The 16181-nt window shown below is 57.4% G+C and carries 14 protein-coding genes; 3 read left to right on the top strand and 11 right to left on the bottom strand.

What is annotated here, in order from left to right; all coding sequences use genetic code 11:
- Positions 1-3: 3 nt before the first annotated feature.
- The 10 genes from CJU81_RS19855 to CJU81_RS19810 form a co-directional block, all read right to left on the bottom strand.
- Positions 4-999 carry a hypothetical protein gene (locus CJU81_RS19855; RefSeq protein ID WP_095037953.1) on the bottom strand — a complete coding sequence of 332 codons (996 nt, stop codon included), beginning with the start codon at positions 997-999 and terminating at the stop codon, positions 4-6.
- 4 nt (positions 1000-1003) lie between these two features.
- On the bottom strand, positions 1004-2578 hold the full coding sequence (locus CJU81_RS19850; RefSeq protein WP_095037952.1) for an acyl-CoA ligase (AMP-forming), exosortase A system-associated: 1575 nt from the start codon (positions 2576-2578) through the stop codon (positions 1004-1006).
- 10 nt (positions 2579-2588) lie between these two features.
- Positions 2589-3764 carry a pyridoxal-dependent decarboxylase gene (locus CJU81_RS19845; RefSeq protein WP_095037951.1) on the bottom strand — a complete coding sequence of 392 codons (1176 nt, stop codon included), beginning with the start codon at positions 3762-3764 and terminating at the stop codon, positions 2589-2591.
- A 1-nt stretch (position 3765) separates the two neighbouring features.
- Complete coding sequence (locus CJU81_RS19840) at positions 3766-4743, bottom strand: 3-oxoacyl-ACP synthase (RefSeq protein ID WP_095037950.1); 978 nt, start codon at positions 4741-4743, stop codon at positions 3766-3768.
- 14 nt (positions 4744-4757) lie between these two features.
- The gene (locus CJU81_RS19835; protein ID WP_095037949.1) at positions 4758-5747 is read right to left on the bottom strand and encodes a ferritin-like domain-containing protein; all 990 of its coding nucleotides are present in this window, start codon (positions 5745-5747) and stop codon (positions 4758-4760) included.
- Positions 5748-5749: 2 nt separating this feature from the next.
- Complete coding sequence (locus tag CJU81_RS19830) at positions 5750-6322, bottom strand: hypothetical protein (protein WP_095037948.1); 573 nt, start codon at positions 6320-6322, stop codon at positions 5750-5752.
- The gene (locus CJU81_RS24160; protein WP_217902764.1) at positions 6319-7197 is read right to left on the bottom strand and encodes a hypothetical protein; all 879 of its coding nucleotides are present in this window, start codon (positions 7195-7197) and stop codon (positions 6319-6321) included. The genes CJU81_RS19830 and CJU81_RS24160 overlap by 4 nt, the downstream gene beginning before the upstream one ends.
- Before the next feature lie 31 nt (positions 7198-7228).
- A complete protein-coding gene (locus tag CJU81_RS19820; protein ID WP_095037947.1) occupies positions 7229-7480 on the bottom strand; it encodes an acyl carrier protein in 252 nt (83 codons plus the stop codon).
- A 29-nt stretch (positions 7481-7509) separates the two neighbouring features.
- A complete protein-coding gene (locus CJU81_RS19815; RefSeq protein ID WP_095037946.1) occupies positions 7510-8439 on the bottom strand; it encodes a hypothetical protein in 930 nt (309 codons plus the stop codon).
- Between the two features lie 229 nt (positions 8440-8668).
- Positions 8669-10396: an AMP-binding protein gene (locus tag CJU81_RS19810; RefSeq protein WP_095037945.1), complete on the bottom strand. Its 1728-nt coding sequence runs from the start codon at positions 10394-10396 to the stop codon at positions 8669-8671.
- Between the two features lie 673 nt (positions 10397-11069).
- On the opposite strand from CJU81_RS19810, the gene CJU81_RS19805 reads away from it, so the two are divergent.
- The 3 genes from CJU81_RS19805 to CJU81_RS19795 all read left to right on the top strand — a co-directional run bounded on the left by CJU81_RS19805 (position 11070) and on the right by CJU81_RS19795 (position 15138).
- On the top strand, positions 11070-13184 hold the full coding sequence (locus tag CJU81_RS19805) for a mechanosensitive ion channel family protein (RefSeq protein ID WP_095037944.1): 2115 nt from the start codon (positions 11070-11072) through the stop codon (positions 13182-13184).
- Between the two features lie 144 nt (positions 13185-13328).
- Positions 13329-14216: a sugar nucleotide-binding protein gene (locus CJU81_RS19800; protein WP_095037943.1), complete on the top strand. Its 888-nt coding sequence runs from the start codon at positions 13329-13331 to the stop codon at positions 14214-14216.
- Complete coding sequence (locus tag CJU81_RS19795; RefSeq protein WP_095037942.1) at positions 14209-15138, top strand: NAD-dependent epimerase/dehydratase family protein; 930 nt, start codon at positions 14209-14211, stop codon at positions 15136-15138. Before CJU81_RS19800 ends, CJU81_RS19795 begins: the two co-directional genes overlap by 8 nt.
- A 58-nt stretch (positions 15139-15196) precedes the next feature.
- On the opposite strand, the gene CJU81_RS19790 is transcribed toward CJU81_RS19795, so the two are convergent.
- Positions 15197-15895 (bottom strand): OmpW/AlkL family protein, encoded by a 699-nt coding sequence (locus tag CJU81_RS19790; protein ID WP_016779215.1) that lies wholly within the window; start codon positions 15893-15895, stop codon positions 15197-15199.
- Positions 15896-16181: the final 286 nt, after the last annotated feature.

The following is a 16181-nucleotide window of genomic DNA, read 5'->3' as shown; positions in this document are numbered from 1 at the left end:
GGTTCAGGCGTCAGCCTGGATCTCGGCCACGATGGCGCCAGCGGTACCGCACAACGCCGCATCCCAAAGCAGGGCGGTGGCCGTTTTGCCCCGAGGCAGGGAGGCACGCAGGCGCATGAGCGACAGCAAGGGGGCCGCGCTCGACTGATGGCCCAGGGCACCGAGTTCAAAATGTCGCGCTTGCGCAATGCCCAGTTCGCGGCTGACGCCGAGGGTGAAGCTGTCGCTGAATCCTGCCGGCAACACCCAATCGATATCGCTGGCGCTCAGGCCGGAGCGCTCGATCGCTGTTTGCGCTGCACTCACCGCCAGCGGATGCAGGCGTTCAGCCAGGGCGGCAGGCGTCAGTCCCCAGGGGTTGTCGATGGCCGCGCCATAGTGCATGGCCGAGGCGCGTATCACTCCCCAGCCAGGCGAAGCCTGCCCCTCGCCATCGAGCAAGATGGCGGCTGCGCCGTCGCCGTACACCACCAGATCACCCCAGGCGCGAAAGAACGGGTAAAGCCACTTATCGGACGCTACCAACAGCACTTTGCCGCCGAGGCTGACCAACGCTTCGATCATGCTCAGTGCGTTGAATACGCCGGCAGTACCCGATTGGCCGATGGCGAAAGGCAACGCTTTGGGCAAACCCAGTGCATGCTGGATACGGCCTGCGACCGATTCATTAATGCGTTGGTTAAGGGCGCTATTGGTCACCACAATGTGGGTCACCTGTGCCAGCGTTTCTGCCGAAACCTGTTCACGCAAACGCGCGACCGCTTCCAGCGCCAGGTCGGCGCCGCTTTGCAAAGGGGGTGCTACGGGCAGTGCGATGTTCGCCGTGGGGAGCAGCCGAAGCGCTTCTTCGGCGTCAATCCTGCCCCTGCCGCGAGGCATGGAAAAGACCGCCGACTTGTACAACAGATGGCCATAGCCGATGTTTTTTTCCTGGGCTTGTACCGCCCGGAATGGGGTCGTGTCGGGAACCTGAGAAGCGATAGCGCGGATTCGAAGCATGAGGCTATTCCGTGACCGTAAGTGAGGGGGAGAAAAACTCGGAAAACTGCTGCTTCAGCTGCTTTCGGTCGATCTTGCCGTTCGGGTTGCGCGGTAAAGGCGAGTCATGGAAGGACACATGCAGCGGCACCATATAGGTCGGCAGTTTGTCCCTGCACAGCTTGATCAGTGCCTGGGCGCTGGTCTGAATCTGCGGGTGGGCGAACAGGCTGATGATGATGGCTTCGCCCTGTTGCGGATGCGGCACACCAAACGCTGCCGCTTCGGTGATGTCATCCACGGTAAACAGGACTTCTTCGACTTCGGTGGGGCTGACGCGATAGCCAGAGGTCTTGATCATGTCGTCGCTACGGGCAACGAAATACAGAAAGTCGTCGCTGTCGCGGTAGACGATATCGCCCGACCAGACCGCTGTTTCGGCGCGCGAAATCTGCCGGTCCGGGTGTAGCCAGGGACGAAAGCGTTGGGCGGTCAGTTCCGGGTCATTCCAGTACCCGAGCGTGACGAACGCCCCCCGGTGCACCAACTCGCCGTGCTCTCCAGCGGCGCATTCGGTGCCGTTCGGGCGCATCACGCGAATATCTGCGTTAGGGACCGCCTTGCCGATTGAGTCGGGCCGGGTGACGGCCGCTTCCGGTGCCAGATAGGTCGAGCGGAAAGCCTCGGTCAAGCCGTACATCAGGTAGGGCAGCGCATGGGGAAACGCGCTTTTGAGTTTCTCCAGTAAAGGCGGTGGCATATGCCCGCCGGTATTGGCAAAGCAGCGAATGCGTGCGCCGGCAGGCTGTGGCCATTGCACTGACGCCAGTTGCATCCACAGCGGCGGTACGCCGGTAATCACGGTGACGCCATGGGCTTCGCAGAACGTCGGGACTTCGCCCGCTTGCAGGAAATCCAGCGGCGCGTAGCAAGCACCGCTGACCAGCGCTGTGGTCAGTTGACTGAGTCCGGCATCGAAGCTCAGCGGCAATATTCCGAGGATGACGTCATCGGCCCGCAAGCCCAGATAATGAGCGACGCTATCGGCGCCAGACACCAGGTTGCGTTGCGACAGCACCACACCTTTGGGCCGCCCCGTTGAGCCGGAGGTATACAAAATGGCCGCAGAATCACTGTCTGTGACGGCGCTGGATGTGTCGACATCCGCCGCATCGGTCGGCGTGTTCGGGGTGTCGGACTGTAGTTTTTCCAGTGCCCAGGTATCGATTTCGATGTCCTTCACCATCGCCTCGATACGTCTGAGGCGTGGGCCCGTACTGACGAGCAAGCGAGCACCGCTGTCCAGCAGGATATGGCGCACCTGTTGCTCTTTGAGCTGAGGATTGATGGGCACCAGAATCGCGCCCCGGGCATTGATCGCCAGAAACATGACGACGGTTTCGTACTGCTTGCCCGCATAGACAGCGACGCGTTCGCCTGCTTGCACACCGCTATCGGCCAGCCTCGCTGCCGTCAGGCGCACGTCCTGTAGCAGTTCGCAATAAGTCGCCATCTTTGCGCCTTGTGCGAACGCACGGCGCTCGCCATGGTGTTGGGCGCTGTCTTTCAACAGGTCGTACAAACTGATGTGGGCGGTCATGGTGACGTCCCTAGGATTGGTGGATATAGGTGTGTGCGGGGCTTTGCGAGAGAAAAGCGCTGACGCTATACGTCTGGTTATAGGCGCCGCAGTTCTCGAAGATCACCAGGTCGCCCACGCTCGGCGGGGCCGACACGGCATGATTCCAGCCGATCACATCGGCGCGGCTGCAGGTGCTGCCCACGAACTGGGTCGCCAGCAGGGGCGCGTCAACGGGTGCCTGCTGGCGCCGCAGCAGGCGCGGCTGGGCGTAGTTCTTCAACATGGATTCAGTTTTGGCCAGCAGGAAGTTGTGGCTCAGGCCACCGTCGCAGACGGCAACGTAACGTTCGCCCAAGGCTTTGACTGAACGCACGCGGGTCACGAACGTGCCTGCGCCAGCGAAGACGCCGCGCCCGGACTCGTGGACGACCTTGAAGTCTTCGTGCAGCGGGGCAATACGCTGGCGATACGCGTCAAACGTCTGTGCCTGGTTGTGCAAGTGCTCGGAGAAACCGCCGCCGACGTTAAGAAACGTTACGGGCAGGCCGGTAAGTCGTGCGACTTGGGGCGCGAAGGCTGCGAGCGCATGGGCAAGGGCGGCGGCATCGGCACCCTTGTCATCAATGTGAAAGCTATTGGAGCCCGCAAAGGTATGGAGGCCGATGATGGGCACGTTGGCCTGGGCCAATGCGACCGTCGTCAGTAAGGCGTCGTGGCGACTCATGCCGAAATGGTCCGCCACGTGTTTGCCCGAACTGACCAGTTGGCCCGCATTCAAGCGCAATACCGTTTGCGGCGCGGCCTGTTTACCGATGACGCCAATCAGCCGCTGCGCCTGCTCCAGACTGTCGATAATGAAGATGCAGCGAGAGGCCAGGGCCGCGCGCATGAACGCTTCATCCATCGACGGATTGTTCACGTATTTGGGGGCGTTGATGCGACCCGCGACAATATCGAGTTCACCCAGGCTGGCCAGCTCTACACCGTCGATGAAGGCGTGGCCACAGCGGATCAACAAATCCAGATTGGGATTGGCCTTGAGCGACACAATCAACGGTGTACCCAAACGCTCGCGCAAATCAGCGTAACGCGCCATTACGACGGTGGGGTCCAGTACATAGCACGGCGTTTTCAGACTCAGCAGCCATTGGTCGGTCGTTGCGGCGTCGATCTTTTCAGGCACGCAGGCGTTGGTCACTGCCATTTCAATTCACCGGATGAAGGGTCAATGCCGAAAATGAACCGTTGTCCGATTCCGTTATGTTCATCAGGTGTGCGCCCGCATCGACCTTGCTCAAGCCAATATCGGCCAGGTTGATCGCCAGATCCGAGCCAAAGGAGTGGCCTTTGTGCAGGATGTTGTCTGAATAAAGCGTGGTGGAGGGAATCGCCATGGCGTTACAGAACGCGTTCCAGCCAGAGTGGTTGGAGTTGTAAGGCAAAATGCAGGAGAAATCGCTGAGCGCCACGCCACAGTCGGCCACGGCTTCCATCATGACTTTACGGGTGTAGTGCCACTCCAGATTGAACATGGCCTGTTTCACCGCGTTATTGGTCACGGAACCCAGGTACCAGCTGCCATAGTTGCGCACGGCCGTTGCACCGACCCGGTTACGGCGGCTGTTACGGGTCACCAGCAAGCACCCCGCGCCATCACTTAAGATGCTCGCCTGCAATACCCGGTAACGCTCGATAAAGACCCGGTCGGATGACACGATCAGCACTGTATGCAATTGGCTATGCACCTTCATCAAGGCCTGGGCCATCTGAATGGCGACGCTGATCGACGAGCAATTGAGCTGTGCGATCGAGCCGGCCCAGACAGGCTTTATGCCGAATGCCGTCGACACTTCCAGCGGCAGACTGCGTGGCGCAGGTGGTACGCTGAACAGCCCGGTATGCACATGGATTACCGCACCGATGTCGCTGCCCTTGAAGCCGTGCTCGTCTTGCAGGCGAGCGACCGCGCGCTTGGCCAGCTCGACCTCGTCGATGTCCGGTGCCACATGGAAATAACGGCAACCCGCATTACGGATCATTTCAATGCGCTCGGCGGGCAACTTGTATTGCTGAGCCCAGTCATTGATGTCCTGGCGTTCGCCGGGTAATTCGTAAGCGGCGGCTTCAATACCTATCGTGAAGGGGGCGGGGCTGTTTGTTGCCGCAGTAGTTGAGGGCGTCATGACTGTATTTCCTGTTAAGCCGGCATTGGCATGGCGGCGTAGTCCAGCACTTTGAGCTTTTCAAAGGCATCGCTTACACGGGGCGTCAGCAAACCCATTTCACGGATGGTGGGTACCAGCCGCCGGAAAATGGAACGGCGCATGGAGCTGGCTACATCCGAGCTCCTGACCAGGTGGCTGCACTCTTTTTTGGATAAGCCCATCGGTTCCCAGATGTCGTCGGCGCACAGGTGTTCGTACAAGGTGTAAGCACCTTCAACCACAAACTCTTCGCGTTCCTTGCGTTCAGTGCTGCTCATTTCCTTGTACACGCTGCCCAGCGTGATACGGCCAATGGCGAAGTGGCGCGCCTCATCACGCTGAATGCGCGTCATCAGGTCCTTGATAAAAGGGTCTTTGGTGTAGGCGACCATGCTTTGAAACAGTGACAGCGCAATGCCCTCGACCAGCACTTGCATGCCAAGGTTGGTCATGTCGAGTTTGCTGGTGGTAATGGTGTCTTGCAGCAGGCCTTTAAGCGCCTTGCTCATGGGGTAGCTGATGGGCAGCTTGCTATTCACCAGGCGACCGAAAGCTTCAATATGACGGGCTTCATCGATGATTTGCCCGGCGGCACAGAGGCGGGCCGAGAGGCTTTCTTCTGCCACCGCCAGTTTCGATGCGCAGATCAAGGCAGCCTGTTCACCGTGCAGTACCTGTGACAGGGTCCAGCCTTGCGAGTGATGACGAATTTCGGCACGGTTTTGTTCATTCATTTTGTTCCAGACATCGGTGCCGTAGATCAGCAGTGTGCCGTCCGGCATGCCCAGTGGATTGTCTGGATTGAGCTCGTAGCTCCAATCGATGTCGGTATTGACATCCCATTGGTTGGCCTTGGTTTTCTGATACAGCGCATTCAAGCTGTCATCGCTGAAATCGTAGGTCTGAGACATATAAGCCTCGACCGAAAAATTCCACTTGATCGGCTGGCCATCATCCAGTGTCTGTTCGTGCTTGGTTTGCATGATCACCTCTGTACGTGCGTACATTTCGGTTGAGAGGTCGTGAACTGCTCATGCACAGGTGATGTATGTACCTGCGCCGCGAAGTAGTCCAGGTCGGGTAAGAACCACTCGTTGATGGCTGGCGTTTGTGCGGTATTCCAGGCTGCGATGTGCACGAGGTTATCGCCGCCGTCCCACAGGTCGCGCCGAATCTGTTCAGCGCTGATCCAGACCACCGGTGTCTGGATCTGGTGTGCCCAGAACAAGGCTTCATTGCATAGATGGGCGCCCAGCGTCACACGTGGATCGAGCAGGTTTTTTGGCAGCGCAAGGTCGATGGAAGGCATTCGGACTTGCGCCAGGAGCAGCGTTTGCTCACCGCAGCTGTCCCAAATACGCCGGGCCAGCGTCGACAGCAGGGTGTAGTACTGCTGATTGTTGACCAGCACAGGCGTGGAGTTGTCGTGTGCGTACACACTTCGGCGTGCATAGTCTTGCGTTTCGAACAGTGGCAGGTTGCGAGCCGAACAAGGGATTGCCAGGTTGTAATCCGGATTGCGCTGCAACAGCAGGGAACAGGTTTGCGCGTTCTTCACATTTCACCTTCCAGTGCATAGTGCAGATCGGGCGCGAGCGTTATCTGAGCAATCGAAAAATAGCCGTTCATTGCCAGCGAAGACACGATGCAGTCGCTGCCGGTGTGCGCGGAGCCCGCGCCAAGCTCGCCCAGTAGCGAAAGCCAGGGGTCGCTGCCGAAGGAATGACCGAAGCGTTGGTAATGGTCGGCGTGCACACAAGAAGTGTCGAAGCACTTGAACAGGGCGCGGCGTGACATCTCTGGAAAAAACGGTACCGCGATGCCTAAACCAGGCCGGCTTTCGGTGAAGCTGCGCAGGTTTCGCCCTAATTGCAGCAGCGCATTAGCCTGGCTTGAAGTGCCGATGACCAGCATGTTTTGGGCTTCTGGACTCACGTCAATCACTAACGTGCAGATGCCAAAACCGGATTTGCCCCAGCGGTTGTTGCCTAACCAGTACGTAAAATTGTGGATGTCCGCATCGACAATCTGCAGTAACAGCCTGCGACGCCCGTTGAACTGCGCCTTGCTCTGGATATAGCGCAGGATGAAACCCCACCCTGTGCATTCATAGGCGTTGGTTACCCAGTCAGGACAGCGCCCGTAACGGGTGGCTATCGCCTCCTGGAAATAACCTGCATGGGGCGAACCGTCAGCCAGAAACTGTGACAGCACGGTAGAGCTCACCACGTAATCGTCGATAGGGCCTGCGTCGCTTGCATAACGGCAAGCCTCATCGGCTACCCGCTGCCCAAGCGCCAACGCTGCATCCTCCAGGCTGACCTGAGGCGACACAAAGGGTGTTTCTGTGCGCAGGTAAGCTAGCGTATGGACCGTGAAAGCCGGAACGGTGCCAAGTGACGGCGTTGATGCAAAGGGCGGCGAGTTCGACATATTGAGCTTCTGGTATGAGGGTGGCTGGCGATCAGGCGACTTGTTGCTGATGCAACTGGGTGTCGATTTGCTCCAGGGTGGTGTACTGCGTGATGTTGAGTTGCTCAGGATCAATGGATCCGTAGAGCTGTTCGCAATAGACGATCAGTTCAACCACATTGAGTGAATCGATACCCAGTTCGCCCAAGCCGATATGGGTATCAACGGTTTCGATATTGAGGATCTTGGCGGCTTCCTTTTTCAGAAGTTCCAGCGTGTTGAGGGTTTCAGTTGTCGTTGTCATAGGTGCTTCTCCTGGGGGGTTAGAGCGGATTAGAGTGAGTCGGATTCAGGCTTGGCTACGCGCATGCTGGCGCGCAATTCGTGGTAACAGCGGTAAGAGCTGCCTTCCATTTTGGTAAACGCCAACAGGTCACGCTGGTCGAGAAAACTCGCCACGGCGCCGCGGCTGACCAGATGCAAAAGCAGTTCATTGGAGGCGAGTTTCAGTGCCAGCACTCGCTGCACGTCTTCGCTCTCGTAGCGATCGGAGAGCGTCTTGGCGCGGGCGGCGGCGGCGATGAAGTCGCGGGACGCGCGTTCGTCCGGCGTGAGTTCGAGGCGTCCCTGACTTTCCAGCCAGTCAACATGGGCCATCAGTGCGCGCACCAGAAAAGGCCGTACCGTCGTCAGATATTTTTTGAGTACCGCAGGCCCGCCCACTGTCAGGCGATCCTCCTGGGCGACCTGCACCGTGCCCTTGGCGTTACCCAACTGCACGACATCGCCGAGAAAGGGCTCGCCGCAGAGGGTTCGCTTGAGGGTCTTGTATTGCTCGGGCCAGACCAGGAAGGCCGACGGGAAAAACGAGCCCGGCGTGCGGGCGGCAACGATTGCCATACCGTCAAGGTTGGCGTACATGCCCCATACCTTGTCGATATGCAGCTTGAAACCATCCCCTTCCGGCTGCGCAATAGTGCGCCAGCTAGTGAGGGAAGGGCCGCCGGCATCGCTCATCAGGAAGCGCAGGGCGCTGCCGGCATCAATGCTGGCGCGGGCCCGTGCATATTGATCCGGTGTCAGGAACAGCGAAAACAAATGGGCGAAGTTCTGCATGAAAGATCGGTAGTGCAACGCCAGACCGTCTTGCTGAATGCGCTCCAGAATAAGTTCCAGGTCATGGGTCGGCTGCGACAGGGCCACCGAGGGCCGGTTTAATTGTTCGGCAGACTCGTAGTTTTGCATCGTCTGCGATATCAACATGTCTGAATCCAACAGTCGCACGCAAGCGCGCGAAATAATCTGGATCAAGTGAGCAGGAAGTTCGCCATATATTGATAAGCGGTGAAGTACCGGTTGCGCGCACAGATTCAATAATGAATGGCGTGACAAACCCGTATCCCCACCTTGCGTCAAGGTGTGCATAGTGAGTGATCCAGTATTTAAAAGTTGCAGTGCGTCAGACTGTCGGTGTCGCTGGCTTGCGAGTACTTTAAATAACAACCTGCTCTATATCGGTCTTGTCTTTATTGTCCGCTACTGTTTGGAGGTAAATTGTCCGACACTCCAGGCGTTTAAGTTTGTTGCTGGTGGTGCGTGGCAAACTTCCGGGTGCTACGAAGGTGATGGCGTGGGCACCAAATCCAAACTTCTCGCGCAACTGGTTTTGAAGTTGGGTGCGCAGCTCTATTTGATTCTGTTTCGCTTCAAGCTCAATCAGAATGGCCAGGCTCTCGGTTCTCTGCGCTTCGTCGTAGATGCCGAAGGCCGCGATTGCATTACCACCGCTGGCCAATAATGGGTGCGAGGCAATGACGTCTTCAATTTCATGGGGGAAATAATTACTGCCACGGATGATGATGAGTTCTTTCTTGCGGCCGAGTACAAACACGTGTTCATCTACTCGATAGCCTATATCGCCGGTGGCAAACCAGTCGCCGCTTTGGTACTGCTCGGTCTGGCCGTCGGCGGGCAAATAACCGGACATGACCGAGGTGCCGCGTATAAATATCTCGCCTACTTCGCGGTCCTTGGCGTCGGAACGGTCCAAGGCCCTCACAGCCACTTGCATGCCCTCAATCGGCCGGCCCATCGACAGTACGGTTTCGACCCTGTGAGTGTTCTCGTCGGCGCGCCGTGCCTGCCAATGGTCGATCACCGCACTGGAGTCGATACGGTCAGCAATGACGTAGGAGAGCGCCTGCGCGTCATAATTGAAGTTCGTATTATGCATGGTCACCGCCAACGTCGATTCCGCCATGCCGTAACAGGGTTGTAGCGCAGAACGTGAAAGACCGTGTGGCGAGAATGTCTGTGCAAAATCCCTCAGGCAGACTTCATCCACCCTTTCGGCGCCGACAAAAATATTGCGCAACTTGCTGAGATCCACCTCTTTCATTGACGCTTCGCGGTAACGGCGAATGCAATACTGCAGGGCGAACGTTGGCGCCGCCGTGGTGGTTGCACCAAAGCTGGACATGCGTTTGAGCCAGCCAAGCGGGTTGCGAATAAAACTGGCCGGTTGCATCAATAGCAGCGGCGCCTGGTAATACAGGTTCGACAGGAGCGTCACCAGGCCCATGTCGTGATGCAGCGGCAGCCAGGAGGCAGAGGCGTCGCCGCGCTCGGCACTGTAGCCAACCACACCGCCGATACCACGCACGTTGGCGATGACATTGCGATGACTGAGGATGGCGGCCTTGGGCCGTCCGGTCGAGCCCGAGGTCAGTTGCACATGATGGCCGCTGTCCGGTTGGCAGCGTTCCACACGCACTGGAAAACCTGCGCTGGCAGCGACACTCACCTCTGCACTCGACACCACACGCACAGGCAGGCGGGCAAGCAAACTCTGGAGTGCGGGGGTGTTGCTTTCGGATGCGATCAGCAGGCGCGGGGCAAACAATTGACAGGCAACATGTATCTGGTTGCGCGGTGAGTCTGCCATGAGCCTTCCAGGCAACGCGACGGTGCAAGGCAAGGCGCCAATCAAAACGCATCCAGTCAGTAGTAACAAATGATCGATAGATGCCGGAAGGGCAAGAATAACCAGGTCATTACGAACAACCCCAAGTTCGCTCAGGGCTGAAGAGACTGCCAATGCTTGTTGTGCCAGCGCCGCATAGGAAATGCTTTTCTCTTCCCCGTTCTCTTCTATAACAGTAATTTGGCGCAGTGCGCTTTGCTGTGGATTATCCAAGGCAGACAAAATAGCATCGATCATTGTTTCCAATTTCCGATCTCCGGGAAGTCAGTCAAACAAGTCTGTTAAATATTACAAATTCAATACAACGCTCGAATGAGCATACAAACCTGTAGTGCCCGGTGTGACTGACTCTATGGGATGAAAAAGTGTTTGTAAATATGTCAGTTGAAACTTTCATAATCTTTCATGTTGGCTGGTGCTGTGCGGTACTGCCTGGTTTTGAAGTGAGTTTGCAGCCGTTTAATGTTCTAAACATTGGGCGCGCTGTAGTGTGCGTTTTTTATTTAAGCAGCTTGGGTCGCCGTTTGTTTTTGTAGTCTATAGCGGCGCTATAAGTGATAAGTGCAGTCTTTAGTCAGTCTTTGGGGGAGTGCAAGATAAACCGAGTTTTAAAGTTTTTGTTTATCCGGGTTGTCAAAGTGCTCCGGCAATAGTGATGTTTGTCATTTATTTAACACGGGATCCTCTGTCGGGTGTTTATTGCGGCTGTTATGGCTGATTTTAAGGCTACACATTTTGTCTGGTTGTGTATTGGATGCCGGCAACTTCAGGCAGGCCCCGGCCGATTATTTCCGGCACCCGACGTGACATTGACTATGCTGTCCTTGATCGAAATGCAGGCACACCCCGTATCGAGCCTAATTACTTCGATTCGGTCGGCTTATCAAGGATGCTCAGGAGGCCCCCGGGTTTGTTCAAATTCAAAACGTTGATTTTGTTGTTCGTCGTGTTGTTTTCAGGCAACGGCCTGCTCCATGCCGCGCCCACGCTGGCGTCCGTGATCAAGGCCGAAGAGACAGATGGCAAACCGCCGGTTCTGGTTGATGGCGGTCTGCTGGGGGCGCTGGGTGCTGGCATGGACGAGGTTCAGGACAAACTGGGCCTGAGCATGCACCTGCTGGATACCTGGGGGCTGCGTACTGAGCGTGCGGCAGACGAAGTGGGGGTACTGGTCGAGCAGGCATCCAGCCATCCTTCATGGAGCGGGCTGGCCGATTTTTTCCTGTTGTCGGTTATCTGGTTTGGCGCGTTTTTCGGGCTGATGTTTGCCGGGCGATGGCTGGCGCGTTATCTGGTGGCAGCACGCTATATTGCAACCCGACCACGGGTTCAGGCACTGGTCAGGTATGTGGCGCCGTATATGCTGCCAGCGCTGCTGTCCTTGTTGTTAACCCTGTACGCCAGCCGATTCTTGCAAGACACACTGGGCCGCTCGTTCGGTCTGAGCCTGACCTATGCCGGTAGCGGCGGGGTGTTTTGCGTGGCACTGGTGCTGTCCCTCAGCACCTTGTTCGAGACGGGGCACAAGCGGCGTGCGGTGCAGATCATTCGCAAGTACTCGAAAACCCCGTTGTTCCTGATCGGCTTTTCTTCGGCGTTGAGTGATGCGATGGGCAGCCCGCAAATTGCGCTGCAAATCGGTGGCAATATTGCCAGCTGTCTATCGGTTTTTGCGGGGCTGGTTGCCTGCGGCATTTTTGCCTGGCTGGTGGTGCGGCTGCGCCGTCCAGTCGCCCACCTGATACGCAATCGGGCTTTGGCACAACGCCTGGGGCAACCCGCCTTGCAGGAGTCATTACGTATTTTTTCGGTGCTCTGGTATTGGCCTGTGTTGCTGATGTTGCTGGTCAGCGCGCGCAATTTACTGGGCGTAGGGGAGGGCAGCGAGCGAGCTTTGCGCAGTGCGTTGCTGACATCGGGTTTGCTGATCGGTACGGTTTTTTTGAGCACGGTTTTGCACCATTCCTTCCGCTCGCGAACTCAGCATGCGGGTGCCTATAAAGAGCGCTTTATAAGCGTGGTGTATGCATTGCTGCGTATTGCTCTGGCCGTGACCTTTATTGAGTTGCTGGCGAAAATCTGGGGTTTTTCGTTGCTGGCCTTTGCTTCTGACAGCAGTACCGGCAAGGTCATCAGTGATTCGCTGGGCCATATTCTGCTGATCTTGCTGGTGACGTGGCTGACCTGGGTCGTGCTCGATACGGCTATCCAACAGGCGCTGGAACCTGCCACCAACCGGCGCGGCAGCCATGAGCCCAGTACGCGGATCAAAACCATCCTGCCGTTGGCGCGCAACGCCATAAAAGTGATTCTGGTGGTGATCTGCACCATCACCACAATGGCCAATCTGGGGGTGAACGTCGCGCCCTTCCTGGCGGGCGCCGGGGTGATAGGCCTGGCCATCGGCTTTGGTTCCCAGCAGTTGGTGCAGGACGTGATCACCGGGCTGTTTATCATTATTGAAGACACCATCTCGGTCGGCGATTGGGTGGTGATCGACTCCGCTCATGCCGGCACCGTCGAGGGGTTGACCATCCGTACCCTGCGCTTGCGAGACTCGCGTGGCTTTGTCCACTCGGTGCCTTTTGGGCAAATCAAGGCGGTGATCAACCATTCGCGGCAGTTTGCCTATGCCTTTTTCTCAGTGCAGTTCACCTATGACACGGATATGGATAAAGCCACGGCCCTGATCCGCGAGGCTGGGAACCAGATCAGTGAAGACCCGTTGCTCAGGCTTAGCCTGCAAGGTTCGCTGACGATCTTCGGGGTCGACAGCATGAACCTCGACGGCGTGACCATCACTGCGCAGTTCCGGACCATGTCCGGGGCGCAGAACACCGTGAGCCGGGCGTTCAACGACCGGCTGAAAAAGCTTGTGGATAAGTCGGCAGATGTACATTTCGCGCAACATTATCCACAGGGGTTTCTGATGCCCGTGCGTGAGCCGGAACAAACGCCGCCAGCGCAGGCTTTGGCGCAGCGGTCTGGCGTATTACTGACGGATGTTCCGCCCAGATCTCAATGAAGGCCTTTTAGCATGAGGCAGTTTGTCAGTGACGAGTGGGTCAGAAACCCGCAAAATACGGCTATCTTGATTATGGTCAGCAGCTTTCACGGCTGATTTTCTGGTATACATCATCGTTCTGAATAGACTGAGCCTGCATACTTTATGCGAATGCGCCTTATGTTATTGGGCGGCGGAAATGCCCTCGGGCAGGCGCTGATTCGTCTGGGAGCCGAGGAAGACATCAATTTCCTAGCCCCGCGCCCGCCGCAAGACGGTTGGGACGCCGCGAGCCTCACGCAGTTGCTCGATGACACCCGCCCGGATGCCGTCATCAACCTGGCCTACTACTTCGACTGGTTTCAGGCGCAGTCAGTAAGCGAGGCCCGGCTTGCTAGTCAGGAACGCGCTGTCGAGCGTTTGGCCGAGTTGTGCCAGCATCACAACATCACCTTGCTGCAACCTTCCAGCTATCGGGTGTTCGATGGCTCGCGTGCAACGGCCTACAGCGAAAAGGACGAACCCGTCCCGCTTGGAATCCGTGGGCAGGCGTTGTGGCGTATCGAGCAAAGTGTGCGGGCGATTTGCCCGCAACATGTGTTGCTGCGTTTTGGCTGGCTGCTCGATGACAGCCCCGATGGCACGCTTGGGCGGTTTCTGGCCCAGGCCGAAAAGCCGGGTGAGCTGTTGATGGCCGATGACCGACGGGGCAACCCGACGCCGGTGGATGATGCCGCGCGGGTGATTATCTCGGTACTCAAACAGCTTGATTGCGCGGCGCCGCTGTGGGGGACGTACCACTACGCCGGGCATGAAGCGACAACCCCGCTGGCGCTGGGGCAGGCGATCCTGGCCGAAGCCCGCAACCTGCAACATCCGCTGGCAATTGAAGCGCCTACACCGCAGGCACATGCCGCGCGCCCGGATGCAGCCGAAGAGCCCCAGCACGCGGTGCTGGCCTGCAAAAAAATTCTACACACCTTCGGGATAAAGCCTCGCGCCTGGCGTGCGGCTCTTCCCGCTTTACTGGACAGGTTTTATCGTCATGGTTGATGCTCCCGTTTTAATCACCGGTGGCGCCGGTTTTATTGGCTCCAACCTGGTTGACGCCTTGTTGGCCAAAGGCTACTCCGTAAGAATTCTCGATGACATGTCCACAGGCAAACGCAGCAACTTGCCAATGGACAACTCGCGGGTCGAACTGATTGAAGGTGATGTGGCCGATGCCGCGCTGGTTGCCAAAGTCATGGCCGGTTGCAGCGCGGTGGTTCACCTGGCAGCCGTTGCTTCGGTGCAAGCCTCGGTAGACGACCCGGTGCGTACCCATCAAAGCAACTTCATCGGTACCCTGAACGTGTGCGAAGCCATGCGCGAGGCGGGCATCAAGCGCGTTGTTTTCGCTTCCAGTGCTGCGGTCTACGGCAATAACGGCGAAGGTGAGTCGATTGTTGAAGACACCCCTAAAGCACCGCTGACGCCGTATGCGGCTGACAAGCTGTCCAGTGAGTACTACCTGGATTTCTATCGTCGCCAGCATGGCCTTGAGCCGGTTATCTTCCGCTTCTTCAACATCTTTGGCCCACGCCAGGATCCATCCTCGCCTTACTCGGGCGTGATCAGCATTTTCAGTGAGCGCGCTGAAAAGGGTTTGCCGATCACCATTTTCGGTGATGGTGAACAAACGCGTGACTTCGTCTACGTTGGCGATCTGGTCAAGATTCTGGTGCAAGCCGTTGAAACCGAGAACGCTGAAGAAGGCGCAGTGAACGTTGGCCTGAACAAAGCCACTACGCTCAACCAAATGCTTGCGGCCCTGAGCGAAGTCGTCGGCGAGTTGCCGCCGATCAGCCACGGCCCGGCCCGTTCGGGTGATATTCGTCACTCCCGGGCCGACAACAGCCGTCTGTTGCAACGCTTTACACTGGGTGAAACCACGCCAATGAGCGTCGGGCTGGCGCGTCTGCTAGGCCGCTAAGCAACTTTTGCCCACAAAAAAGGCGCCTTCACAGGCGCCTTTTTTATGATTGCCGGGTTTAGAACTTGTAGCCCAGGCCAACCATGTAAACCCAAGGATCAACGTCTACGTTGACCTTGGCACGAGTGCCCGGTGCAACGGCGTTGTTTTCCACGGTGGCACGGGTATCGATATCGATATAGCGCGCCTGGGCGTTGATCATGATGTTGTCGGTCAGCATGTAGTCAGCACCCAACTGCCATGCCATACCCCAGGAGTTTTTTGCCTTGAAGTTGTCGAAACCTTCGGCGCTGGCGCGGCTGCCAACGTGTTCGTCGTAGATCCAGGTGTAGTTGATACCGGCACCGACGTAAGGCTGGAATACCGACTTGGAGTCCAGCGGGTAGTACACAACGCTCAGGGTTGGCGGCAAGTGCTTGAGGGTACCCAGTTTGCCGTTGGCGGCTGCCAGGCCGGTGCCCTTGAGTTTGACGTCATGCTCAAACGGTGTAGCTGCCAGCAGTTCGATACCCACATGGTCGGTGATCATGTAGGCGAAGTTCAGACCCAATTGCGTGTCGCTGCTCATGGTCGCCTTGCCGCCCAGATCGGCACCTGCCAGCGGGCCCTGGTCAACCTTGACGCTGGAGCTGTCGGCCTTAGGGTTTACCGTGATGGCACCGGCACGGACGATGATGTCGCCTTCCGTGTGCGCGTGTGCCAGAGGTGCGACGACGGCGAGCGCAAGGGCGGCTGCGCTGAGCAAAGACTTGTGCATGGGAGCTCCATTGGGATATTTAAAATTTATATAACCAATGGTAATGAGCGCCCGGGCCTGTTCAGTTGACCCAGCTCAATGAAAGCGTGAAGTTGTGAAAAATTCGTTAATTGCCAAGAGCGTCCTCACCCCAACCCTCTCCCGGAGGGAGAGGGGGCTGATTGGGGGCGTTGCGCAAACCTGCTTTTGCTTTTAGTCCCCTCTCCCTCTGGGAGAGGGCCAGGGTGGGTAGAAACCGGGTACATCGTTTACGTTTAAGACCGGGTACATCGTTTACAGGTATTAA

This window comes from Pseudomonas fragi (genome assembly GCF_002269505.1).
GTDB lineage: Bacteria > Pseudomonadota > Gammaproteobacteria > Pseudomonadales > Pseudomonadaceae > Aquipseudomonas > Aquipseudomonas fragi_D.
This window is presented reverse-complemented; position numbering and strand designations above follow the sequence as displayed.